General features: G+C 71.7%; 18 protein-coding genes, 1 tRNA gene and 3 pseudogenes. 13 read left to right on the top strand and 9 right to left on the bottom strand.

Annotated elements, in window-relative coordinates; all coding sequences use genetic code 11:
- Positions 1-77: 77 nt before the first annotated feature.
- The 3 genes from ABZ261_RS04285 to ABZ261_RS04275 form a co-directional block, all read right to left on the bottom strand.
- On the bottom strand, positions 78-1,322 hold the full coding sequence (locus tag ABZ261_RS04285; RefSeq protein ID WP_356855113.1) for a HAMP domain-containing sensor histidine kinase: 1,245 nt from the start codon (positions 1,320-1,322) through the stop codon (positions 78-80).
- The gene (locus tag ABZ261_RS04280; protein ID WP_356855111.1) at positions 1,319-2,125 is read right to left on the bottom strand and encodes a hypothetical protein; all 807 of its coding nucleotides are present in this window, start codon (positions 2,123-2,125) and stop codon (positions 1,319-1,321) included. Before ABZ261_RS04280 ends, ABZ261_RS04285 begins: the two co-directional genes overlap by 4 nt.
- A 125-nt stretch (positions 2,126-2,250) precedes the next feature.
- On the bottom strand, positions 2,251-2,757 hold the full coding sequence (locus ABZ261_RS04275) for a dual specificity protein phosphatase family protein (RefSeq protein ID WP_356855109.1): 507 nt from the start codon (positions 2,755-2,757) through the stop codon (positions 2,251-2,253).
- A 98-nt stretch (positions 2,758-2,855) separates the two neighbouring features.
- On the opposite strand from ABZ261_RS04275, the gene ABZ261_RS04270 reads away from it, so the two are divergent.
- Positions 2,856-3,659: a nuclease-related domain-containing protein gene (locus ABZ261_RS04270; protein WP_356855107.1), complete on the top strand. Its 804-nt coding sequence runs from the start codon at positions 2,856-2,858 to the stop codon at positions 3,657-3,659.
- Positions 3,660-3,800: 141 nt separating this feature from the next.
- On the opposite strand, the gene ligD is transcribed toward ABZ261_RS04270, so the two are convergent.
- Positions 3,801-4,688: a non-homologous end-joining DNA ligase gene (gene ligD / locus ABZ261_RS04265; protein WP_356855105.1), complete on the bottom strand. Its 888-nt coding sequence runs from the start codon at positions 4,686-4,688 to the stop codon at positions 3,801-3,803.
- Between the two features lie 44 nt (positions 4,689-4,732).
- Between ligD and ABZ261_RS04260 the strand changes: the two genes are divergently transcribed.
- A complete protein-coding gene (locus ABZ261_RS04260) occupies positions 4,733-5,806 on the top strand; it encodes a Ku protein (RefSeq protein WP_356855103.1) in 1,074 nt (357 codons plus the stop codon).
- A gap of 179 nt (positions 5,807-5,985) precedes the next feature.
- On the opposite strand, the gene ABZ261_RS04255 is transcribed toward ABZ261_RS04260, so the two are convergent.
- Positions 5,986-8,013 (bottom strand): hypothetical protein, encoded by a 2,028-nt coding sequence (locus ABZ261_RS04255; RefSeq protein WP_356855549.1) that lies wholly within the window; start codon positions 8,011-8,013, stop codon positions 5,986-5,988.
- 738 nt (positions 8,014-8,751) lie between these two features.
- Between ABZ261_RS04255 and ABZ261_RS04250 the strand changes: the two genes are divergently transcribed.
- The 3 genes and pseudogenes from ABZ261_RS04250 to ABZ261_RS04240 all read left to right on the top strand — a co-directional run.
- Complete coding sequence (locus tag ABZ261_RS04250; protein ID WP_356855101.1) at positions 8,752-9,294, top strand: hypothetical protein; 543 nt, start codon at positions 8,752-8,754, stop codon at positions 9,292-9,294.
- A 41-nt stretch (positions 9,295-9,335) separates the two neighbouring features.
- Entirely contained in the window at positions 9,336-9,959 is a 624-nt protein-coding gene (locus ABZ261_RS04245; RefSeq protein ID WP_356855099.1) for a hypothetical protein, read from the top strand.
- A 306-nt stretch (positions 9,960-10,265) separates the two neighbouring features.
- Positions 10,266-10,447, top strand: a pseudogene (locus ABZ261_RS04240) (replication initiator); the annotation flags it as partial.
- A 146-nt stretch (positions 10,448-10,593) separates the two neighbouring features.
- Here ABZ261_RS04240 and ABZ261_RS04235 read toward each other — a convergent pair.
- Complete coding sequence (locus tag ABZ261_RS04235) at positions 10,594-11,343, bottom strand: hypothetical protein (RefSeq protein ID WP_356855097.1); 750 nt, start codon at positions 11,341-11,343, stop codon at positions 10,594-10,596.
- A gap of 361 nt (positions 11,344-11,704) precedes the next feature.
- Positions 11,705-11,914: a hypothetical protein gene (locus tag ABZ261_RS04230; protein WP_356855095.1), complete on the bottom strand. Its 210-nt coding sequence runs from the start codon at positions 11,912-11,914 to the stop codon at positions 11,705-11,707.
- Between the two features lie 457 nt (positions 11,915-12,371).
- Here ABZ261_RS04230 and ABZ261_RS04225 point away from each other — a divergent pair.
- Both ABZ261_RS04225 and ABZ261_RS04220 read left to right on the top strand, forming a co-directional pair.
- Positions 12,372-12,551: pseudogene (locus ABZ261_RS04225) on the top strand (hypothetical protein); the annotation flags it as partial.
- Positions 12,552-12,556: 5 nt separating this feature from the next.
- Positions 12,557-13,420, top strand: a pseudogene (locus tag ABZ261_RS04220) (tyrosine-type recombinase/integrase); the annotation flags it as partial.
- A 75-nt stretch (positions 13,421-13,495) separates the two neighbouring features.
- Here ABZ261_RS04220 and ABZ261_RS04215 read toward each other — a convergent pair.
- On the bottom strand, positions 13,496-14,104 hold the full coding sequence (locus ABZ261_RS04215; protein ID WP_356855093.1) for a hypothetical protein: 609 nt from the start codon (positions 14,102-14,104) through the stop codon (positions 13,496-13,498).
- A gap of 337 nt (positions 14,105-14,441) precedes the next feature.
- A tRNA-Arg gene (locus tag ABZ261_RS04210) sits at positions 14,442-14,513 on the bottom strand.
- 140 nt (positions 14,514-14,653) lie between these two features.
- Here ABZ261_RS04210 and ABZ261_RS04205 point away from each other — a divergent pair.
- The 6 genes from ABZ261_RS04205 to thrB all read left to right on the top strand — a co-directional run bounded on the left by ABZ261_RS04205 (position 14,654) and on the right by thrB (position 21,843).
- The gene (locus tag ABZ261_RS04205) at positions 14,654-15,268 is read left to right on the top strand and encodes a response regulator (protein ID WP_356855091.1); all 615 of its coding nucleotides are present in this window, start codon (positions 14,654-14,656) and stop codon (positions 15,266-15,268) included.
- A gap of 274 nt (positions 15,269-15,542) precedes the next feature.
- Positions 15,543-16,700 carry an ArgS-related anticodon-binding protein NrtL gene (nrtL, locus tag ABZ261_RS04200; protein ID WP_356855089.1) on the top strand — a complete coding sequence of 386 codons (1,158 nt, stop codon included), beginning with the start codon at positions 15,543-15,545 and terminating at the stop codon, positions 16,698-16,700.
- A gap of 51 nt (positions 16,701-16,751) precedes the next feature.
- The gene (lysA, locus tag ABZ261_RS04195) at positions 16,752-18,143 is read left to right on the top strand and encodes a diaminopimelate decarboxylase (protein ID WP_356855087.1); all 1,392 of its coding nucleotides are present in this window, start codon (positions 16,752-16,754) and stop codon (positions 18,141-18,143) included.
- A 154-nt stretch (positions 18,144-18,297) separates the two neighbouring features.
- Positions 18,298-19,590: a homoserine dehydrogenase gene (locus ABZ261_RS04190; protein ID WP_356855085.1), complete on the top strand. Its 1,293-nt coding sequence runs from the start codon at positions 18,298-18,300 to the stop codon at positions 19,588-19,590.
- A gap of 6 nt (positions 19,591-19,596) precedes the next feature.
- Positions 19,597-20,655, top strand: a complete 1,059-nt coding sequence (gene thrC, locus ABZ261_RS04185) for a threonine synthase (RefSeq protein WP_356855083.1) — start codon at positions 19,597-19,599, stop codon at positions 20,653-20,655.
- Between the two features lie 270 nt (positions 20,656-20,925).
- Positions 20,926-21,843, top strand: coding sequence for a homoserine kinase (gene thrB, locus ABZ261_RS04180; RefSeq protein WP_356855081.1), 918 nt, complete (start codon positions 20,926-20,928; stop codon positions 21,841-21,843).
- Positions 21,844-21,897: the final 54 nt, after the last annotated feature.

The following is a 21,897-nucleotide window of genomic DNA, read 5'->3' as shown; positions in this document are numbered from 1 at the left end:
GGAACCTACCGAAACAGTCGGCCTTGCGTGTGTTGTCCGGCGGCGCGTCAGCACCAGCGTGGCGCGAAGCCGGCGGCCTACCCGGCCCCTGGCAGCGCCAGGGTGGCCACCGCGCCCCCGTCCGGCGCGTCGGCGAACGTGAGCCGCGCCCCCAGCACCTCCGCCTGCCCCGCCGCGATGGTCAGGCCCAGCCCGTGTCCCGTGGCCCCGCCCTCCGTGCGGAACCGCTGCGGCCCGTGCGTCACCAGGTACCCGGGGAAGCCGTCCCCGTGATCGCGCACGGTCACCACGGGCCCGTCGACGGTGAGCACCACCGGCGGCCGCCCGTGCTTGTGCGCGTTGGCCACCAGGTTCCCCAGCACCCGCTCCAGCCGCCGCCGGTCGGTCTCCACCCGGGCGTCCCGCACGATCCGCACCTCCGTGTCGGTGCCCGACGCCCGCACCACCCGCGCGGCCAGCGCCCCCAGCTCCTCGGTGTCCACCTCCGACTCCTCCCGCCCGGTGTCCAGCCGGGAGATCTCCAGCAGGTCCTCGGTGAGGGTGCGCAGCGCCGCGACCCGGTCGCGGACCAGTTCCGTCGGCCGGCCCGGCGGCAGCAGCTCCGCCGCCGCGTGCAGCCCGGTGAGCGGGGTGCGCAGCTCGTGCGCCACGTCCGCGGTGAACCGCTGCTCGCTCAGCAGCTTGCTCTGCAGCGACGACGCCATCGAGTCCAGGGCCGCGGCCACCGCCGCCACCTCGTCCTGCGGCCGGGTCGGATCCTTCGTCCGCGGATCGTCCACCCGGGCGTCCAGGTCGCCGGCGCTGATCCGCCGGGCCACCCGCGCGGTGGCGTGCAGCCGCCGTGTCACCCGGCTCACCGCGAACACCCCGACCAGCACGGTCGCCCCGATGGCCGGCGCCGAGGACCACAGGATCGACTCGTCCAGACCGGCGATGGTGCGGGCCGCTTGCGCGTAGTCGACCTCCACCGCGAGCGCCCGGTGCCCGGCCACCGGTCCCGCCGCCCACATGGTCGGACGCCCGTGGTGCGCGGAGACCATCGTGCCGCGCCGCCCGTGCGCCGCGAGCGCCCGCAGCGGCGCGGGCAGCCCCTCCGGGTCCACCCCGGCGCCCGGCAGCAGCGTGTCCCCGGCCTCGTACGCCCGCGTGGCGTCCGCGAGCCGGGACAGCGCCAGGTCGCGTGCCTGGCCGACGGTCTGGTCGGTCACCGAGACGTGCACGAGCACGCCGAGCAGCGCGGCCAGCGCACAGCACATCACCGTGATGAACGCGGCGGCCTTGACGGCGAGCGTCCCGGCCCAGTGGGGCAGCGCGGGCCTCATCGCACGCCCGGGGACGACGTGCGCGGGGACGCGCCCGGGGACGACGAGTTCGGGGAGGACGTGCTCCGGGAGGACGCGCCCGGTGAGGGCCGGGCCGGGGCCGGCGGGGACGGCGTCCTGCCGTGCCGGCCGCCGCCGACGTGCAGGTACTCGTCGCGGGAGAACACCATCGCGCGCTGCACCGGGTCCCAGACCCAGGTGGTGCGGTACTCGTAGCCGGACACGTCGGCCGGCGACCGCTCGATCAGCGCCCGCCTGGCCAGCGCCACCCCGACGATCGCGTCGTCGTCGGCCAGCACCTGCACCAGCCGGCGCCCCTCGGCGGTGTAGACCCGCACCGCCGTCTGATTGGTCGGGTACAGCCGGAAGCCGAGCGTCAGCTCCGCCCGGCCGTCCCCGGTGAGGTCCCGGCGGTACGGCTCCAGCAGCGGGCACCGGGCCCGGTCCCCGCCCGGACGGCACTGCCGCATCCGGCCCGCCGTCGCGCGGTACGCCCCCTTCGGGCCGTAGTCGTCCGGGTGCGCCCTCAGCTCCGCCTCGACGACGTCCACCGGATCCACCGTCCGGACGTCGCCGCCGGACACCGTCACGCCCTTCACCGTCTCCCGCGTCGCCACGTCGTACGGGTACGCCGGGCTGGACGCCGGCCGCAGACCGGGCCAGAGCCGGACGGGGCTGACGGCGCTCGGGGTCGCTCCGGCGCCGCGCAGTCCGCCGGTGTCCCCGCAGGCCGCGGCCGTCGCCGTCAGCAGGGCGGCGGCGGCCACGGCGAGGGCGGTGCGCGCGGGGCGGCGGGCTGGCACGGTGCTCCTGGGCGTCGGGGGAGGGGATCCCGTACACCTTAATTCGTCAGTTCGTAGGCAAGTGTGATCAGTTCCCGGCGGACGTCCGTTTTGCGTGCCCGCGGCGCCCGGCGGACCGGCCAAGGCTATTCGGCCAGGTCCTCCAGCAGCCGCACGGTCGACAGCCCCGCCCGCAGGTACTCCACGAACAGCTCGTTGTGCAGCGCCCACGCCGAGCGCCGGGCCCGGATCAGCCGGATGGCCTCGTCGGCCGGGTGGCCCCGCTGGACCAGGGCGTGCGCGACGACCAGCCCCGAGCGGTTGTACCCGTGGTAGCAGCGCACGAGCACCCGGCGTCCGGCGTCCAGCGCCTCGTTCACCGCCCGCGCCAGCCGGATCACCCCGGCCAGCTGCGTCCCGTCCAGCGGGCCGTCCGGGATCGGCCACACGTGGTGCTCCACGCCCGGATCGGGCCCGTACCCCGGCAGCCGCAGCAGGGTCTGCACCACGTCGAACTCGTCGCGCACGACGGCGAACTCCAGGTCACCGGAGCGCGCCCGGAACTGGTGCCCGCCCATCCACAGGCCCGGCACGATCTCGCTCCACGGGCTGTCCGGAGCCGGTACGCCGAGCTGCTCTCCGCGGATCCGCAACGGCGTTCCCCCACTTCCCCTCGCAGGGCCGCCCTCCACGGTAACCGGTCTTGCCCGGGAGCGCCCCGCCTGTTCCCATGGTCGAGGGGTGATGGCACATGAGCGGACTGCGCGTGGTGCCGGCCTACCGGCACGGCAGGGAACGGCTGTACGTCTGCCGCACGGACGGAACCACCCTCGCCTGGTACGACCGCGAGGCCGGCCGGGTCAACCTGCTCGGCGCGGACGACGGCGACGACGTGCTGCGCGCCCTGCGGCCCTTCCTCACCGGCCCGGTGACCGTGGGCCCGCCCCCGGTCCCGACCCCGGCGGAACTCGCCCGGCTCACCCTGCACCCCGACGACGACCTGGCCCCCAACCGCCCCGGCGAGGCCCTGCTCGTCGCCCTCGACCGCGACCCCGGCCCGGCCCGCCGGCTGCGCCCCGACCCGCGCCGGCGCGCCCTGGCCGCCGAGGAGACCGTCGGCCGGGCCCTGGAGGAGCTGGAGGGCGCCGGCTGGCACACCCTGCACTCCGTCCCGCTGCCCGGCGGCGACCGCATCCACCACCTGGTGATCGGCCCCGGCGGCCTGTTCACCGTGCACGCCCTGTACGCCCGCAGGACCCGGGTGCTGGTCGCCGACCCCATGATCACCCTGGGCCGCCGCGAGGCGGAGCCGCTGCTGCGCCGCCTGCGCGCCGACGCCGACCGCGCCTCCTACGCCCTGACCGCCGAGGTCCGCCCGCTGCTGGCCCTGGCCGGCCCGGCGGAGGTGACCGTGACGGCGCAGCCGCGGCGGGTGCGGATCCTGCAGGACGCCGAGCTGGCGGGCCTGGCCCGGCTGGGCGGGGTGCTCAAGCCGGCGGACGTGGAGGCCCTGCACGGGATGGCCCGGGACCGGAACACCTGGGCGAGGCTGTAGCCGGGCGCGGGTGCGGGTGCGGGTGCGGGTGCGGCGGGGGCGCGGCCGGGCACGGATGCCGGCGCCGTCGGGCGGGGCGGGCGGACCCCTTGTCCGGGCCGGCCGGGGCTGCGGCGCGGTCCGCGCGGGCAGGGGCTGCGGTCAGGGCAGGGGCACGGCGCCGGCCGGGTCCGTCAGGGGCGCCATCAGGTCGCCGAGATCCCGCAGCCGCGGAGCGATGTCGTCGGCGTGGAACTCCAGCTGCCCGGGGCTGCGGCAGCCGGCGACCTCCTCCCAGGTCACCGGCGCGGACACCAGCGGCGCCCGGCGGGCACGCAGCGTGTACGGCGTGGCCGTGGTCTTGCGGGCCGCGTTCTGGCTCCAGTCGACGAACACCTTCCCCGGCCTGAGGCTCTTGGTCATCCGGTGCACCACCAGCCGGGGCATCGCCCGCTCGGCCTCCACCGCCAGCGCCTTCGCGTACTCGCTGGTGCGCTCGGACGAACTCCCGCGCACCGCCGCCAGCAGGTGCAGCCCCTTCGACCCGGCCGTCTTCGGGTACGCCTCGATCCCGTCCGCCGCGAGCCGCTCGCGCAGCCACAGGGCGACCTCGCAGCAGTGCACGACCGTCGCGGGCGCGCCCGGGTCGAGGTCGAACACCAGCCGGTCGGCCTCGCCCGGCGTCTGCACCCGCCACTGGTGCGTGTGGAACTCGGTGACCAGGTTCGCCGCCCAGACCAGGCTCGGCAGGTCCTGCACCACCACCATCCGCGCCGGACTGTCCGCCGACGACCGCGGCACCTCGGCCGTCCTGACCCAGTCGGGCGTACCCGGCGGCACGTTCTTGGAGAAGAACAGCTGCCCGTCCGGGCCGTCCGGGAAGCGCAGGAAGGACACCGCGCGGTCGCGCAGATGCGGCAGCAGGGCCGCGGCGGCGGTCGCGTAGTAGTGCAGCAGCTCCCCCTTGGTGAAGCCGGTCTCCGGATACAGCACCTTCTCCAGGTTGCTGAGCGCGACCCGGCGCCCCTCCACCTCTGTGATAGGCGTCATAGGATGACAATCCCAGACAAACCGTAAAAAACGGCAAAGGAAGGGTGCGGCACGTGCGATCCATCTGGAACGGCGCGATCTCCTTCGGCCTCGTCAGCATCCCGATCAAGCTGGTGAACGCCACGGAGAGCCACGCCATCTCCTTCCGCCAGATCCACATGGAGGACAACGGCCGCATCCGCTACCGCAAGGTGTGCGAACTGGAGGACCGCGAGGTCGCCCAGGCCGAGATCGGCAAGGGCTACGAGGACGCCGACGGGACGATCATCCCGATCACCGACGAGGACCTGTCCCACCTGCCCCTTCCCACCGCCCGGACCATCGAGATCGTCGCCTTCGTGCCGGCCGACCGGATCGACCCCCTGCAGATGGACGCGGCCTACTACCTCGCGGCCGCGGGGGCCCCCGCCGCCAAGCCGTACACCCTCCTGCGCGAGGCCCTCAAACGCAGCAACAAGGTCGCCGTCGCCAAGTACGCCCTCCGCGGCCGCGAACGCCTGGGCATGCTGCGGGTCGTCGGCGACGCCATCGCCATGCACGGCCTGCTCTGGCCCGACGAGGTCCGCGCCCCCGAGGGCCTCGCCCCGGACAGCGCCGTCACCATCCGCGACAAGGAGCTGGACCTCGCGGACGCCCTGATGGACACCCTCGGGGAGGTCGACTTGGAGGACCTGCACGACGAGTACCGGGAGGCCCTGGAGGAGGTCATCGCGGCCAAGGCCTCCGGCGAGGCGCCCCCCGAGGCCCCCGCACCCGCGGACGGCGGCAAGGTGCTGGACCTGATGGCCGCGCTGGAGAGCAGCGTGCGGGCGGCGCGGGAGTCCCGCGGAACCGCCGCCGACGAGGGGGCCGAGGTCAGGCAGCTGCGGCGGGGGCGGGCCGAGCCGAAGGAGACCGGCGGCGGGAAGACGGCGAAGGCCGCCGCGAAGAAGACGGCCACGGCGCGCAAGGCGACGTCCAAGGCCGGGGGGACGGCGAAGAAGACGACGACCGCGAAGAGCGCGGCCGAGCCGACGGCGGACAGGTCGACGGCGAAGAGCTCGACGCCGCCGGCTGCGGCGGCTCCGGCGAAGAAGACGGCGGCGAGGAAGACCGCGTCACGCAAGCGGTCCGCCTGACACAAGCCGAGACCTGAGCGGGAGCCGTCCCCCACGGCCACGGCCCTGACCGGGCCGCCGCGCACCGCTTCGCACCGACCGGCCGGGCAGCACCCCGGGGCCGGAGGTCCGCGGGAAAACGCCCGGCCGCCGCGGCGACCGCTGTCGCCGCGACGGCCGGGCGTCGCTGAGATGATGCGTCACACGCCCCGGGACTCGGCCCCCGGAGCGCTCCCTTCCAGCGGTGCCACGGCGTCCCGCTGCCGGGGGATGCCCGACAGATTCCGCACCGCCATGCCCGCCCGGTGCTCGTCGGCCGCCGCGCACAGCGCACGGGCCGCCTCGTTGAACCGGACGACGGACGGCGGGTCGGACGGACCCAGCAGATGCAGCTTCAGCTCGGCACGGGCCTCGGCGTACAGGTCCTTCTCCGGGTGCCGCACGGACTCCAGCAGGGCCGGTATGCCCGAGGCGTCCGGAGTCAGCACGGCGCCCGCCCGCACGGTGGGGAAGGTGTCGCGGAAGTCCTGCTCCGACAGGCCGCTGGTGTTGGCGACGGCGTAGGGCTTCTCGCTGGCCAGGTAGTCGGAGATGACGCTGGAGACATCGCTGATCAGCAGGTCGGCCACGTTGAAGCAGGCGTAGACGGACGGCCGGGCCCCCACGACGATCCGGTGCTCCCAGGCCGGGAACGAGGCCCAGTACGCGGCCTCCCAGGCGGCGGTCGCGGCGGTCACGGCCGCGGCCCGCCCGGGCTCCGGAGCCGTCTGCAGCAGCATCCGCTCCGCGTCGTCCGCGCTCGCCCGGAACGCGGACGTGGTCAGCCGGTCCAGTTCGGCGGTGCGGCGGGCCAGCTCCGCCGCCGCGGAGGGCGCGGGCCGCTCGCCGGCGTGCTCCGCGGCGCGCACGGCGTTGGCCGCGCGGATCATCTCCTGGATCCGCTTGTTCGCGGCTCCCGCCCGGGGATCGACCGAACCGGTCAGCGGGTGCGGCTTGTACAGCAGGCGGACCCCGGGATCGGCCAGCAGGGCGCGGACGATGTTCTCACCGGCCTCGATGACCGAGGTGTTGCCCGGGTTGCCGTCCCAGCCCTCCCAGGTCGGGGCGTAGAGGACCGTGGTGTACGGGCCCGTGGGCGCACCGGCGTACGGCTTTATCACGTCCAGCTGCGGGCGCCCGATCTCCACGATGTCCCGGTCGTCGACGCCCACGGCCGCCAGGGCGTACCGCTCGCGCGCCGCGGGACCGGCCACCCACACCTCGTCGTACGCCTTCGCGTACGGGTTGCAGCTGGAGAGCTTGTCGCTCTCGCCGTGGTTGACGAACGCGTGCTTGATGGTGGGGATCCGCAGCACCTGCGAGGTCTTCCCCGAGTTCGACGGGTGGATCAGCATCTTCAGCGTGGAGTGCTCCAGCCGCATCAGGTCGGCGACCTTCGGCAGGCACACGATCGGGATGTCCGTGGACGCGATCTTGCCCACCATGAAGCGCTCGCGCAGCACGATGATCGGCCGGCCCTCCAGCCGGGACAGCGGCTCCAGCCACATGTTCGCCTGGTAGGCCGAGCTGGTGCCGCCGGAGAAGTACATGCCCACCGTCGGCCGGTACTCGGCGAGCCAGGACTCGAACCACTCCAGCGCCTGCTCGCCCGTCACCGGCCGGCGTCGCGGCAGCAGCCGCACCAGCAGCACGCCTGCGGCCACCGCCATCAGGGCGGCGGACACGGCGATCCCCCCGACGGCCCACCGCGCCGCACCGGCTACCGCGGTGGCCGTGAGACCGGCCGCGGACGGCACACCGAACAGCAGCAGCCGCTGCCCGGAGCGGCGCAGCAGCAGCGCCGGGGGAGCGGGGCTCAGCCGCAGCGGCGAGGCGTCGATGTTCCGGGTCAGCACGGGCAGCGTGCGGGTGCGGCGCACGACGGTCGCGAGCGCCTGGCACGTGAAGTGCAGCCCGTAGAAGAGCAGCAGGCCGCAGACGAGGACCAGGTACCGCGTCTCGTAACGCTGCTCCTCGATCCGGAGCAGCCCGGTCACCAGGAGCATGTCCCGAACGACCTGACGCACGGTCACGGTCGCGTGCAGCTTCCCGAGGGCGACGGCCACGCTCCGCTGCCAGCGGTGCAGGGTGATGTCCGTCGCCAGTGCGCCGGCGGTGCAGACCACGAGCAGGGGAACGCTGGGGAGGAAGGCGCCCACGGCCAGACCGGCGAACGACAGGGCGAGCACCGTGGGCAGGAGGAGGCGCGCCGCTGCGGTGCGCAACCGAGCGGTGCGCGACCGAGCGGGCAAGGGCGATGCTGACACTTCGCGGGCTCCAGGCAACTCAACATCCTCGAGCACGGACTTGCTGACTGGCGCGATCAGACGGGCGCGGGCCGGAAGCCGATGCATACGGATGGTCTTCAACTCAAGTAGGTGGTCGGACTTTACCCGCGCACCGGTCATTCTGGCTCTCCGGGACGGCGTGAGATCGGCAACCGCCGGATCGGGAGCCTTCCCGGGCGGCACACGGCCGCGCGCACGGACACCCGGCAGCACCGTCCCGGCCGGCGCCGGGCTCGCCGGCCACCGAGAGCAAGGTACCCCGGCGCCGATCGCGCCGGGGCACCACGGCGCCGGTTCGACGCCCCTGTTGCAGCCTCGTGACCTGCGCGGGAGCGGGACCGCCACGGTACGGACACACGCTGTGCCGGAACCATGCCGGAACCGTGCCGGACCCATGCGGAAGCTGTGCCGGAGCCACGCCGCAGCCACACAGCAGCCGCAGCGCACGACAAAGACGTGCCGACGCCCCTTGCGTGCGCACGATGCCATCAAAACGGAAACCGCACCCCAAACACCTCCATCCCCAGATAGGCCGCCAACCTGTGCGAAATGTGCCATGCTCCTCCCGGAAGCTCCGGCCGGGGGCGGCCGAATCGCGCCGCCGGGCAGGTGACCGATGAACCGTTGGGGGGCCGTCAAGTGATCCAGTTCGTCGTGCCGATCGCCATTTCCGTGGGAATCGCTCTGCTGAACCGTGGACAAACCGACAAAACGGTCTGGGAGTCGGCCGGAAAATCGACCGACGGAACGGAGCGGGAACTCGACGCGGTGGAGCGCATCGGCGTGTGGGCGAACAGCACGCACGCCGCCGTCCGGGTGGAGCGGACCGTTTCCCGGCAGTGGCAGCGCTCTGTGGCGTGGGACGTCAAGGCGGCGATGAGCAGGGCGCTGAAAGCCGACGTGGTGGTGGCGGAGGCGGAACTGACCTCCACCCTGGAGGTGCACCGCGGCACGGAGACCACGGAACAGCACACCTCGTCCCAGCGCATGACCGTGGACATTCAGCCGGGCGCACACGTCGAGATCCTGGTGCACTGGTACCGGCAGATCCAGACGGGCACCCTCCTGCTGACCAGGCGAGCGGCCGGCGACGCCCGCCCGCCCCGCCTGGCGGTGCCCTACCGCGAGACAGCGGGACTACTGGCAGAGGTCCACGTCAACGACCTCCCCGCCCACCCCTGACCCACCGGCCCGGCCCCCCGTCATACGGCTTCGCCACCGCCGTGTACTTCACTCTGCGGGAGACGGTCATCCAGCGCGTGGTACCCCGGTTGACGGCCATGCGAGCGCTGGGCTTCGACTTCGAACTCGCCGGCGAGCTGCTCGACCGCGCCCAGGAGGAGAGGGGGACGACCGCCAGGAGGACGGCATCGGGCAGGCTGGAACACGCCGCGGACGTCCTGCACGGCGGCAGGATGCTGCGGCTCGACGACCAGCCGCACGGCAACGCCTCGCTCGTGGAGCTCCTCCGCGCCGCCGGCATGCAGATCGACGTGGTCGTCGTCTCCGGCTCGATTTCCTCGCGCGTAGCACCAGTCATCGGGGTATCTGCCCTGAGCGCTTTGGCAGTGAGTGCATACTCTGTTGTGCAGGTGATGGGCGTGCTTATGGGCACGCGAACGCCCTCGACGTCTTCCGGACCGCCGGAAACCCGGCTCTCGCTCGCATACAGCTACAGCGGTACTGTGAGCGTCTGCGACTTATCGGCGGCATACAGTTCCTGTCCCAGAGTACGGAAGAAGTCACCGACGCGGCCATTCTCGAACTGTGGCGGTGCATACGTCTTCATCATGCCAGGACAAGGAAGCTGCAGCGTGGAACGCGCTGGCTGCTCACAAGCACGATAATCCTGGTCGCCTTGACCGTGGAAAAGCTGGTCATCAGCCTCTTCTGACCCGGCTGCGTGTGTGCTGCAGCGCCCCCCCGTCGGCCTGCGACTCTGGCTGGCTCCCCTGACTTCACGTACATGGCCTAGCGGCGGTGAAACTCACGTGCCGCGTAGACATTGAGAAGGCCTGGCCACGCTCCGAGCGGCCTCCGAAACGGCATCGCCCTGCCCGACCCCTACCGCACCCGCGTAGTGGAGCGCCGATGGCTGCGGCCGCGTCCGCCTTCCCGCCAGCTCGACGTCCGCCCCCTCCGCTCCGCCGACCTTCCGCGGCCACTTCTCCACCAGGTCCCGCCGCTACTCCACCACCCTCGGCGCCCTCCGTGACGCCCGCGCCGGTGGCGCATCGCCCAGACCGCTCCAGTTGTCCCGCAGGGCGGCGAAACCACGCTCGTCCTCGCCCGCTGGGTTTTCGCCGGGACCGGCCTGTCGCGCGCCGAAGTCTGACTTGCCGCATCCCTCGAACCCGCCCCTCGAACGGAAGGAGCGCCGACATGAACGCCCGCCGCGACGAACTGATGACTGTTCACCGAGCCCTTGATGAGTTGGGCGGCATTTCCATCGCGCCTTGTGAGCTGATCGGCGGCAGTGGTTCACGCGTCCCAGCGAGTGGTGATGGCTTCCGCGACGCTGAAGACCTCGTCGCACTCGGCGCACTGTGCTCTGCCGAAAACGTAAGTCAGCTTGTGCGCGACATCGTTCTGACCGTCTGCCAGTGCGCGGCTGTGGAGTCTTTGGGCCAGCCCCTCCAGCGTCGAGGCGTCCGCAGGCTGTAGCGGCAGCTTCTTCGCTGCGGTCTCATTCATGTACATGCTGTCGGTCGTAGAGAAGCAGCCGTACTCGCCGAAGGCTATGAAGTTCTCTGTACTGCACGAGGGGCAGGGGACTTCGTACTCGCCGTCGTTGAGTTCTTCGAGTTGTTCTCCCCAGACCTCGATCCCCTCGAAACTGATGAGCGCGGCCAGCAAGTAGACGTAAGTATCGGGGTCGTTGCCGAGAGCCGCATCTTGAAGGGCTTCCTCTGCCAGTTGCGCCAGGTCGGACATCTCCGAGGCGTAGGCCACATGGGGATCGTGCTCGCCGTATGGCTGATCGGTGCTCGCTGCGATGGCACCTGCCAGCATGAGTGGCATCTGCCTGTCCGCAGGTGACCACTGACGTGCCATGTCTCGCAAGATCGGCAAGGCCGCGTGGCTTGCTGAGTAGACGGTGCCCTGATGGCACAGCCGGGACCACAGTGCGGTCCAGCCCGGATCGTTCGCTGCCGGGCTCACTGCGTCGAGCAGGCCGGGAACGTCTTCTGCCGTGCCGTAGGCGTGGTGGAGCTGGGACCAGTCCGTCATGCCGGCGATCTAAGCAGTCGGATGCGGCGGCTTCACGACTGGGGCCACGACGGTGCACTGCCGCCGAGGGAAGCCAGATTGTGGGTCGAAAGGAAGCAGTGACCTGCGGCGATGCTCCAAGATCCCGTGCGGCACACGCCTGCACATACGCGAAGACACCGGCCTCAGCGTTTCCGCTGGTGACGGGGTCTTGGACACACTTGCACAGTGTACCCCCGGCAAGATTCGAACCTGCGCACACGGCTCCGGAGGGCGTTTGGCACCGGGACGAAGCCGCAGGTCATGGCACGAGCGCGGCAGAACAGGCATGGACCGGTCCACGCATGGTCCACAACTTCCAGCGCGTGGTCGACGTCTCAGGTCATCCGCTGGCGAACGCTGAGACATGGGCCAGGGCGGCAGCCGTCAGAGCAGGGATCGCGGAAAGTGCCTCGTCCATGAGGTGCTCGATCGCTACCGCGGGGAACGCCGGCTGATCAACGTCAATCAGGTTGGCCCAGGTCTCTGGCTCGTAGCGGGCGAGAGAGGAGAGTGCCAGCAGGATCGCCCACCAGACGAGAAGAGGATGCACAGGCTCGGACACACCATGCAAGGCGGGTAGTACCCACCACTCCCCGCCATATTGGGTGGCTCGACGTACCCACGGTGCGCGCACATCTGGGAAACCACTCAGTTGCGGATTCAGTCGCTGAAGTTCTCGCCAACCGGCATGCTCCGCCTGTGTCGGCCACACCAACCTGATGCGGACATCACCGCCGAGCAGCGCAATCTTTGGCTTTCCTGTCCACCCTGTGAGTTTGGGATACCTCGCCAGCCACTGCTCAACGACGCCGGGAGAATCCCGATTGTCGTACAAGCTCCATGGCACGCCGTTAAGCCAAGCAACTTCGAAATCTGGCCCGGAGGCCATAGGGCCTGAGGCAAGGTGCTCGTAGCGTAGGGCCGTGAACGGGCTCAGCTCGTACGGAGCTCTTTCCGGCGCCGTGTCGGGAAGCAAAGGCCAGAGCTCTGCCAACGTCAACCTCGTTTTGGCGGACCAAATTGCTGTCGTCCTCGGCTTCTTCGCCTGGGGAGCGATCAAGTTCCTCGGCGTGCGCACCTGGATCGTCGTCCTGATCGCCCTGTTCGGCTTCTGGCTCTCGCACACCTTCCTCGCCCCCGCCATCGAGTCCGGCACGCGCTCCGGAGTGAGCGTCGTAAACGGCTCACCGCGATCGGCAGGGCCGTCCTGGAGTCGCTCAGCTGAACTCGACGGAACGGCGGCAGCTGCGGAGACTGTCCGGCGCGAGCGTCGGACACTCGTCAACGCGCTGCACTACGCGGTGGACCTCGGAGAGTTCAAAGAGAACCCGATCACGGCCATCCGCTGGAAGAAGCCGAAGGTTGCCGGGGAAGTCGATCCCCGGGTTGTTGCCAATCCCGAGCAGGCTCGTTCCCTGCTGACTGCGGTCTCGTACGTCGGTGGGTACAGCCGGGCGCGTGGCCGCCGACTGGTCGGCTATTCGCCTGCATGTACTACGGCGCCCTGCGTCCGGCCGAGGCCGTGGGCCTCACCAGTGCCGACCTGAAGCTGCCTAGAGTCGGCTGGGGGACGGCACTGCTGAACCGGACAAGCCTCAGTGTGGGCAAGCAATGGACCGACTCCGGCGAGACCCACGACGACCGCGGCCTCAAGAACAGGCCGGCGGAGGAGGTCCGGCTCGTACCAATACCGCCCCAGCTCGTCGCCATCCTCCGGCAGCACCTCGACACGTTCGGCAGTGCTTCGGATGGGCGGCTGTTCACCAACGAGCGCGGGGGAGTGGTGGGCTCGTCCACGTACTACCGCGTCTGGCAGGAGGCTCGTGCGCTGGCGCTCCCGCCGGCTGCGGTCGCTTCGCCGCTTGCTGCGCGTCCGTACGATCTCCGGCACTCCGCACTGTCGACCTGGCTCAACTCGGGCGTGGACCCCACCGAGGTAGCCGAGCGTGCGGGCAACAGCGTCGAGGTGCTACTGAGCCGCTACGCCAAGTGCATCGATGGTCGGCAGGAGATCGCCAACCGCAAGATCGAGGAGCTATTGCGCGAGTACGAGTGATCACTGCTCCACCAGGCGTGGGCCCCTCGGGTTCTTCGGGGGGCCTGCGCCTTTCGCATCATCGGCTGTAAATATTCAGTGGCTGTGTTGCCAATGCGATGCGGCCCCGATGTTGGGGTCGTACCAGTCTGGGAGTTCTTCAGTGGCGCGCACCTCAACACGCATGAGTGCTCGCACGTGCCCTTGTTGCTCGGTGAGTGAGTTTAAGCGACGGATGACGAGGTTGAGTTTCGCCTCGCGAGTGGATGAATCCGACTCGCCTGCTGCCTCCATCAGGTCCCTGTAAGCGGCTGTGAGCTGGGCGTTCACGCGGCTCTCGATCTGCAGTACTGCGTCGCTTGCAATCAGCTGAGCTTCAGCGCGGGTGTCCCGTTGGGCGCGCCGCGCAGTATTCACTTCCGCTGCTTCTGCATCGGCGGCTCCCGACTTGAGCGCGTAGGCGTACGCCAGCATTGCATCTCGGTAGTAGCGATCATTGGCGTTCAGTTGCACGTAGCAGCTTCGGAGCTGATCGATCTTCCGTTGATCTTCAGAAGCTCGCTGTTCCGCGATACGGACCTGCTTTTCCATCTCCGATCTTGCCGATTCGGCACGCTGGGCGAGCACTTGAGTGATCACTGCTGAGGCCAGCGTGCCGAGTACGCCAACGCTCGCGACGATCACAGAGATGGTGCCGCTGGACATCCCCACCCCCCGGAACTACGGCCTTGCCCTGATGCGCAGACGGTAGCCAACCCGCGCGCCTGGCTCGGTGCAATCCCTGACACAGCCGAGGAGGACGCCGCTGTGTGGCGTTGCTGGTGGCCTGCCTGGCGCTGTCGTCTAGTGCGCGGCCTGTAGACGCGTGCGCGGCTGCTCGGTTTGTCCAGCTGACCAGGGCGGACGCCTAACGATCCTGTCCACGAATGGTCCACAGGTCTCGGCATACGCCCGCTCCGAGCGGCACACGGCTGCACATACGCGAAGACCCCGGCCTCAGCGTTTCCGCTGGTGACGGGGTCTTTGGGCACCTCATGCTGGGTGCCCCCGGCAGGATTCGAACCTGCGCACACGGCTCCGGAGGCCGTTGCTCTATCCCCTGAGCTACGGGGGCGTGTCGGCTGCGGAGCTCTTCGCTCGCGGCGACGGGTAGAACACTAGCAGGTCCGGAGGGGTGATCAGGAACCCGATTCCCCGGTGGGGCGTGCGCGGGCGCTCCGCGGGGGCACGACGGGTCCCCGGCAGGGGGTGGAAGTGGGGAAAACCCGGACGCGGTGGCCGGTTCGGACCTACTCTCGACGTGTGCCAGGCGCTTCCGGCCGGGTGCTTGTTGTGGACGACAACAAGGTCATCCGGCAGCTGATCAGGGTCAACCTCGAGCTCGAAGGGCTCGAGGTCGTGACCGCGGCCGACGGTGCCGAGTGCCTGGACGTGATCCATCAGGTGCAGCCCGACGTCGTGACGCTCGACGTCGTCATGCCCCGGCTCGACGGACTGCGTACCGCCGCCCGGCTCCGCGCCGATCCCCGCACGCACCACCTGCCCCTCGCGATCATCAGCGCCTGCACGCAGTACGAGGTCGAGGCCGGCCTGGACGTCGGCGTGGACGCCTTCCTCGCCAAGCCCTTCGAGCCCGCCGAACTGGTACGGCTCGTCATGCGCCTCATGGAGCGCCGGACCGCCCACGGCCGGCGTCCTGGACGGGAGGGGCGGAGCGGGGACGGGCAGGAGGGAGACGGCCGCGGGGGCGACGGTCGCGCGGACGGGGGAGAGGGTCCCGGCGGTGAGCCGGGCGGGGGTGGTGACGGGGAGGCCGACGGTGACGGGGTCTCCGACGGCGTACCCGGTGGGCTGCCGTACGGGGCGTAGTTTCCGGGCCGCCCCCCTTGGTGGTCGGCGCCTGCGGGGTTGCCGCGTTCCCATGCGCGCCCCGGTGGCTTGACCAGCCGGGTTCGCAAGCTCCGCAGGTACGCCCGCCCCGGTGGACGGTGCCCTCGCGGGGCTGGAGCGGCCCGGTACGCACCCGCGGCGCGGTATGCGCGCACCGGGCTCCCGCGGCGGTCGCCGAAGGCACCCCCGCGCCCGGTCCGGGACGTGTCGACCGGCTCGCGTGTCCGTCCGCCGCCTCCCCTAGGCTTGTCCCGTGACCCCCGTCGAACTGTCCCGTACCGTGCTGCGCGCGGTGCGCCGTGCTGTGGACGAGGGGGAGCTGAGCGTGACCGTGCCCGAGCGGGCCGTGGTGACCGAGCCGGGGCCCGGGGGGTGCGGGGACTTCGCCACCGCGATCGCGCTGCGGCTGGCCCGGCCGGCGGGGCTGCCGCCGCGGCGGATCGCCGAGATCCTGCGGGCCCGCCTCGTCGGCGCCGCCGGCATCCGGGACGTCGTCGTCACCGGGCCGGGGTTCCTCAACATCAGCCTGGACGAGCAGGCCGACGCCGTCACCGCGCTGGTGCGGGAGATCCGGGACGCCGGGCCGCGGTACGGGCACTCCGACGCCCTCGCCGGGCAGGTCGTCGCGCTGCGGGTGCCGTACGAGGTGCGGGCCGAGGTCGTCGCCGACGCCGTCGTGCGCATCGTCGCCGCCCAGGGCGGGCGGGCCACCGTCGAGCACGGGGAGCCCGTCAATCTGCGGCCCGTGCCCGCGCCGGAGGATCCCGCTCCGCTCGGGCCCGACGCCGCCCGGTGGGCCCTGCTGCACCCCGCCCCGCACGACCGGCCCCGGATCACCGCCGACCACCTGGTCCAGCGGGAGGGCAACCCCCTCTTCCGGGTCCGGTACGCCCACGCGCGCATCCGGTCCCTCAGCCGCAACGCCGTCCGCCTGGGCTTCACCGCCGAACCCGGCCCCGTCGGCGGCCACCCGGACATCCTCGACGCCGGCCACCCGGACACCCCCGACGCCGGCCCGGAGGCGGCCGGCGGCACGGCCACGGGGGCCGCCCACCCGGCCACCGGAACCGCCCGCATTGGAACCGCCCGCACCGGAACCGCCCGCGCAGGAAACCTCCGCACCGGAACCGCCCGCGCCGAGGCCACCGCCGCGCACCCGCTCCTCACCCCCCTCGCCGACCACCCCCGCATCCTCGCCGCGGCCGCCACCCACCGTGCCCCGGACCGGCTCGCCCGGCATCTCGTCACCGTCGCCGATGCCGTGCTGCCTTTTCTGCCCTCCGTGCTGCCCTGCGGCGAGGAGAAACCCTCGGCCGCCCACCGTGCCCGGCTGGCCCTCGCCGAAGCCGCCGGAACGGTGCTGGCCGGTGGCCTGTCCCTGCTCGGCATCGACGCACCCGAACATCTCTGAGGCGCCCGAGACCGCGTGCGCCCCGGAGAGAGACAGAGAGTCCGAAGAGTCATGAGCCGTTCCGCCCACCCCGCCGGGCCCCGCCACGCCGACGTCCTTCCCGAGGGGCACTACTCCGCGCCGCCCGCCGACCTCAACGCCCTCGACCCCAAGGTGTGGGCCCGGACGGTCGGCCGGGACGAGGACGGCGTCCTCACCGTCGGCGGGCTCCCCGCCACCCGGCTCGCCGAGGAGTTCGGGACGCCCGCCTACATCCTCGACGAGGACGACTTCCGGGCCCGGGCGCGGGCGTGGCGCACCGCGTTCGGACCGGACGCCGACGTGTTCTACGCGGGGAAGGCGTTCCTGTGCCGGGCCGTCGTGCGGTGGCTGCACGAGGAGGGGCTGAACCTGGACGTGTGCTCGGGCGGGGAGCTGACCACCGCCCTGTCCGCCGGCATGCCCGCCGAGCGCATCGCCTTCCACGGCAACAACAAGTCCGTGGCGGAGATCACCCGTGCCGTGGAGAGCGGCGTCGGGCGGATCGTCCTCGACTCCTTCCAGGAGATCGTGCGGGTCGCCCACATCGCGCAGTCGCTCGGGAAGCGGCAGAAGGTCCAGATCAGGATCACCGTCGGGGTGGAGGCGCACACGCACGAGTTCATCGCCACCGCCCACGAGGACCAGAAGTTCGGCATCCCGCTCGCCGGCGGGCAGGCCGCCGAGGCCGTGCGGCGGGCCCTGCAGCTGGACGGGCTCGAACTGATCGGGATCCACTCCCACATCGGCTCGCAGATCTTCGACATGTCCGGGTTCGAGGTCGCCGCCCACCGGGTGGTCGGGCTGCTGCGGGACGTCCGGGACGAGCACGGGGTGGAGCTGCCCGAGATCGATCTCGGGGGCGGGCTCGGCATCGCCTACACGAGCGACGACGACCCCCGCGAGCCGCACGAGATCGCCAAGGCGCTCACCGAGATCGTCACGCGCGAGTGCGAGGCCGCCGGTCTGCGAACGCCCCGGATCTCCGTCGAGCCCGGACGCGCCGTCGTCGGCCCCACCGCCTTCACGCTCTACGAGGTCGGCACCGTCAAGCCGCTCGACGGGCTGCGGACGTACGTCTCCGTCGACGGCGGCATGTCCGACAACATCCGCACCGCGCTGTACGACGCCGAGTACAGCGTGGCGCTGGTGTCGCGGACCTCCGAGGCCGAGCCGATGCTCGCCCGCGTCGTCGGAAAGCACTGCGAGAGCGGGGACATCGTGGTCAGGGACGCGTTCCTGCCCGCCGACCTGGCGCCGGGCGACCTGATCGCCGTACCGGCGACGGGCGCCTACTGCCGCTCCATGGCGAGCAACTACAACCACGTGCCCCGGCCGCCCGTCGTCGCCGTGCGCGACGGCGCGGCCCGGGTGATCGTCCGGCGTGAGACGGAGGAGGACCTGCTGCGTCTCGACGTCGGGTGACCGCGCGCCCCAAGGTCCGCGGGGGCGGAGGATCTCCGGTCGTCCGCCGCGGCACACATGAAATACATGTCTCACGATCCGGACGAAGGGTAGATACTCCCGTTCGGTGCGTGAGACTGGTCCAACCGCAGACGGTATGAGGAAACGAGGTCGGATGATGCGTACGCGTCCGCTGAAGGTGGCGCTGCTGGGCTGTGGAGTGGTCGGCTCAGAGGTGGCCCGCATCATGACGACGCACGCCGACGACCTCGCCGCCCGCATCGGGGCCCCGGTGGAGCTCGCCGGGGTCGCCGTGCGGCGGCCGGACAAGGTGCGTGAGGGCATCGACCCCGCACTGGTCACCACCGACGCCACCGCCCTCGTCAAACGCGGCGACATCGACGTGGTGGTCGAGGTCATCGGCGGGATCGAGCCCGCCCGGACCCTCATCACCGCCGCCCTGGAGCACGGCGCCTCCGTGGTCTCCGCCAACAAGGCACTGCTCGCCCAGGACGGGGCCGCGCTGCACGCCGCCGCCGAGGAGCACGGCAAGGACCTCTACTACGAGGCAGCCGTCGCCGGCGCCATCCCGCTGATCCGCCCGCTGCGCGAGTCCCTCGCCGGCGACAAGGTCAACCGGGTGCTCGGCATCGTCAACGGCACGACCAACTTCATCCTCGACAAGATGGACAGCACCGGGGCGGGGTACCAGGAGGCCCTCGACGAGGCCACCGCCCTCGGGTACGCCGAGGCCGACCCGACCGCGGACGTCGAGGGCTTCGACGCCGCCGCCAAGGCCGCGATCCTCGCCGGCATCGCCTTCCACACGCGCGTGCGGCTGGACGACGTCTACCGCGAGGGCATGACCGAGGTCACCTCGGCCGACTTCCGCTCGGCCAAGGAGATGGGCTGCACCATCAAACTGCTCGCCATCTGCGAGCGGTCGGAGGACGGGGCGTCGGTCACCGCGCGGGTGCATCCCGCGATGATCCCGCTCAGCCACCCGCTCGCCTCCGTGCGCGGCGCGTACAACGCCGTCTTCGTCGAGTCCGACGCGGCCGGGCAGCTGATGTTCTACGGCCCCGGCGCCGGCGGTTCCCCGACCGCCTCCGCCGTCCTCGGCGACCTGGTCGCCGTGTGCCGCAACCGGCTGAACGGCGCGACCGGGCCGGGCGAGTCGGCGTACGCCGACCTGACCGTCTCGCCGATGGGCGAGGTCGTCACCCGGTACCACATCAGCCTCGACGTGGCCGACAAACCGGGCGTCCTCGCCCAGGTCGCGACCGTGTTCGCCGAGCACGGGGTGTCGATCGACACCGTCCGGCAGCAGGGCAAGGACGGCGAGGCGTCCCTCGTCGTCGTCACCCACCGGGCCTCGGACGCCTCCCTCACCGGGACCGTCGAGGCGCTGCGCAAGCTCGACACCGTGCGGGGTGTCGCCAGCATCATGCGGGTTGAAGGAGAGTAACCAGCAATGACCCACCAGTGGCGCGGAATCATCGAGGAGTACCGGGACCGGCTGCCGGTGTCCGGCAGCACGCCGGTCGTGACGCTCCGCGAGGGCGGCACGCCCCTCGTGCCCGCGCAGGTGCTCTCCGAGCGCACCGGCTGCGAGGTCCACCTGAAGGTGGAGGGGGCCAACCCCACCGGGTCCTTCAAGGACCGGGGCATGACCATGGCCATCAGCAAGGCCAAGGAGGAGGGGGCGAAGGCCGTGATCTGCGCCTCCACCGGCAACACCTCCGCCTCGGCCGCCGCCTACGCCGTACGCGCCGGCATGGTGTCCGCCGTGCTGGTGCCGCAGGGCAAGATCGCGCTCGGCAAGATGGGCCAGGCCCTCGTGCACGGCGCGAAGATCCTCCAGGTGGAGGGGAACTTCGACGACTGCCTGACGCTGGCCCGCGCCCTCAGCGACAACTACCCCGTGGCGCTGGTGAATTCGGTCAACCCGGTGCGCATCGAGGGCCAGAAGACGGCCGCCTTCGAGATCGTGGACATGCTCGGCGACGCGCCCGACATCCACGTCCTCCCGGTCGGCAACGCGGGCAACATCACCGCCTACTGGAAGGGCTACAAGGAGTACGCCGCCGACGGCGTCGCCGCCCGGACCCCCCGGATGTGGGGCTTCCAGGCGTCCGGCAGCGCCCCGATCGTGCGCGGCGAGGTCGTCAAGGACCCCTCGACCATCGCCACCGCCATCCGCATCGGCAACCCCGCCTCCTGGGAGCACGCCCTGCGGGCGCGCGACGAGTCCGGCGGCGCCGTCGACGAGGTGACGGACCGTGAGATCCTGCGCGCCTACCGGCTGTTGGCCGCGCAGGAGGGGGTGTTCGTGGAGCCCGCCTCCGCCGCCTCCGTGGCCGGCCTGCTCAAGGCCGCCGAACAGGGCAAGGTCGATCCGGGCCAGCGCATCGTGTGCACCGTGACCGGCAACGGCCTGAAGGACCCCGACTGGGCCGTCGCCGGCGCCCCGCAGCCGGTCACCGTCCCCGTCGACGCGGCCACCGCGGCGGAGCGGCTCGGCCTCGCCTGAGAACCGGACCCGCAATGCCCCGGCAGGGTGCACAGGGGGCTTGCGACACGCATCGTGCGCCTCCTGTGCGCCCTATGTCCTCGCAGAACGTTCCTTCGATAGGCTGTATCGAACCCGCCTGCCGCATATGCCGCCGCGAACGGCTCGGCGCCGCGCCGTCCTCGCGGCCCGGCGGGTCCCCGTAGGTCAGTCATCGGCAGTCCACGGATGACCATCGGATCCCGATGGCGTCATCCGACCGTCACGCAGCTCAAGGAGAGTCAACGAGCGATGGCCGGTCCAGCGTTCCGCGCCGCCGCCGTGCGGGTGCGCGTCCCCGCCACCAGCGCCAACCTCGGCCCGGGCTTCGACGCCCTGGGCCTGGCGCTGGGGCTCTACGACGACGTCGTCGTCCGGGTGGCGGACTCCGGGCTGCACATCGACATCGCGGGCGAGGGCGGCGAGACCCTGCCGCGCGACGAGAGCCACCTCCTGGTCCGCTCCCTGCGCACCGCCTTCGACCTGCTGGGCGGGCAGCCCCGCGGCCTGGAGATCGTCTGCGCCAACCGCATTCCGCACGGCCGCGGCCTCGGCTCCTCCTCCGCCGCCATCTGCGCCGGGATCGTCGCCGCCCGCGCGGTGACCATAGGCGGCGAGGCCCGTATGGACGACGCCGCGCTGCTGGAGCTGGCCACCGAGATCGAGGGCCACCCGGACAACGTGGCCGCCTGTCTGCTCGGCGGCTTCACCCTGTCCTGGATGGAGGCCGGCGCCGCCCGGGCGATCAGGATGGAGCCGCACGATTCCATCGTTCCGGTGGTTTTCGTGCCCGGGAAGCCGGTCCTGACCGAGACGGCGCGCGGTCTGCTGCCGCGCACCGTGCCGCACGTCGACGCCGCCGCCAACGCGGGCCGCGCCGCCCTGCTGGTGGAGGCCCTGACCAGGCGCCCCGAGCTGCTGCTGCCCGCCACCGAGGACCGCCTCCACCAGGAGTACCGGGCCCCGGCCATGCCGGAGAGCGCCGCGCTGGTGGAGCGGCTGCGCGCCGACGGCATCCCGGCCGTGATCTCGGGCGCCGGGCCCACCGTCATGGCCCTCGCCGACGCCGGCACCGCCGACAAGGTGGAAGCCCTGGCCGGCGCCGACTGGGCCGCCAACCGGCTGAGCCTGGACGTGCGGGGCGCGAGCGTGCTGCCGCTCGCCGCCTGACACGCGGCAGCCGGATTTCGAGAGGGGGAATGTTTGTTGGATCCGGTAGTGTTA

The organism is Streptomyces sp. NPDC006193 (assembly GCF_040613915.1).
In the GTDB taxonomy this organism is placed as follows: Bacteria; Actinomycetota; Actinomycetes; order Streptomycetales; family Streptomycetaceae; genus Streptomyces.
The sequence above is the reverse complement of the archived record's forward strand: the minus strand, read 5'-3'. Positions and strand labels throughout refer to the sequence as shown.

Bases quoted from the DNA above. Each gene is read 5' to 3' on its own strand.
- thrC (WP_356855083.1), top strand. From the start codon at position 19,597: ATGACCCACCAGTGGCGCGGAATCATCGAGGAGTACCGGGACCGGCTG.
- ABZ261_RS04270 (WP_356855107.1), top strand. From the start codon at position 2,856: ATGAGCGGACTGCGCGTGGTGCCGGCCTACCGGCACGGCAGGGAACGG.
- ABZ261_RS04285 (WP_356855113.1), bottom strand. From the start codon at position 1,322: ATGAGGCCCGCGCTGCCCCACTGGGCCGGGACGCTCGCCGTCAAGGCC.
- lysA (WP_356855087.1), top strand. From the start codon at position 16,752: ATGAGCCGTTCCGCCCACCCCGCCGGGCCCCGCCACGCCGACGTCCTT.
- ABZ261_RS04235 (WP_356855097.1), bottom strand. From the start codon at position 11,343: ATGACGGACTGGTCCCAGCTCCACCACGCCTACGGCACGGCAGAAGAC.
- thrB (WP_356855081.1), top strand. From the start codon at position 20,926: ATGGCCGGTCCAGCGTTCCGCGCCGCCGCCGTGCGGGTGCGCGTCCCC.
- ABZ261_RS04190 (WP_356855085.1), top strand. From the start codon at position 18,298: ATGATGCGTACGCGTCCGCTGAAGGTGGCGCTGCTGGGCTGTGGAGTG.
- ligD (WP_356855105.1), bottom strand. From the start codon at position 4,688: ATGACGCCTATCACAGAGGTGGAGGGGCGCCGGGTCGCGCTCAGCAAC.
- ABZ261_RS04215 (WP_356855093.1), bottom strand. From the start codon at position 14,104: ATGTCCAGCGGCACCATCTCTGTGATCGTCGCGAGCGTTGGCGTACTC.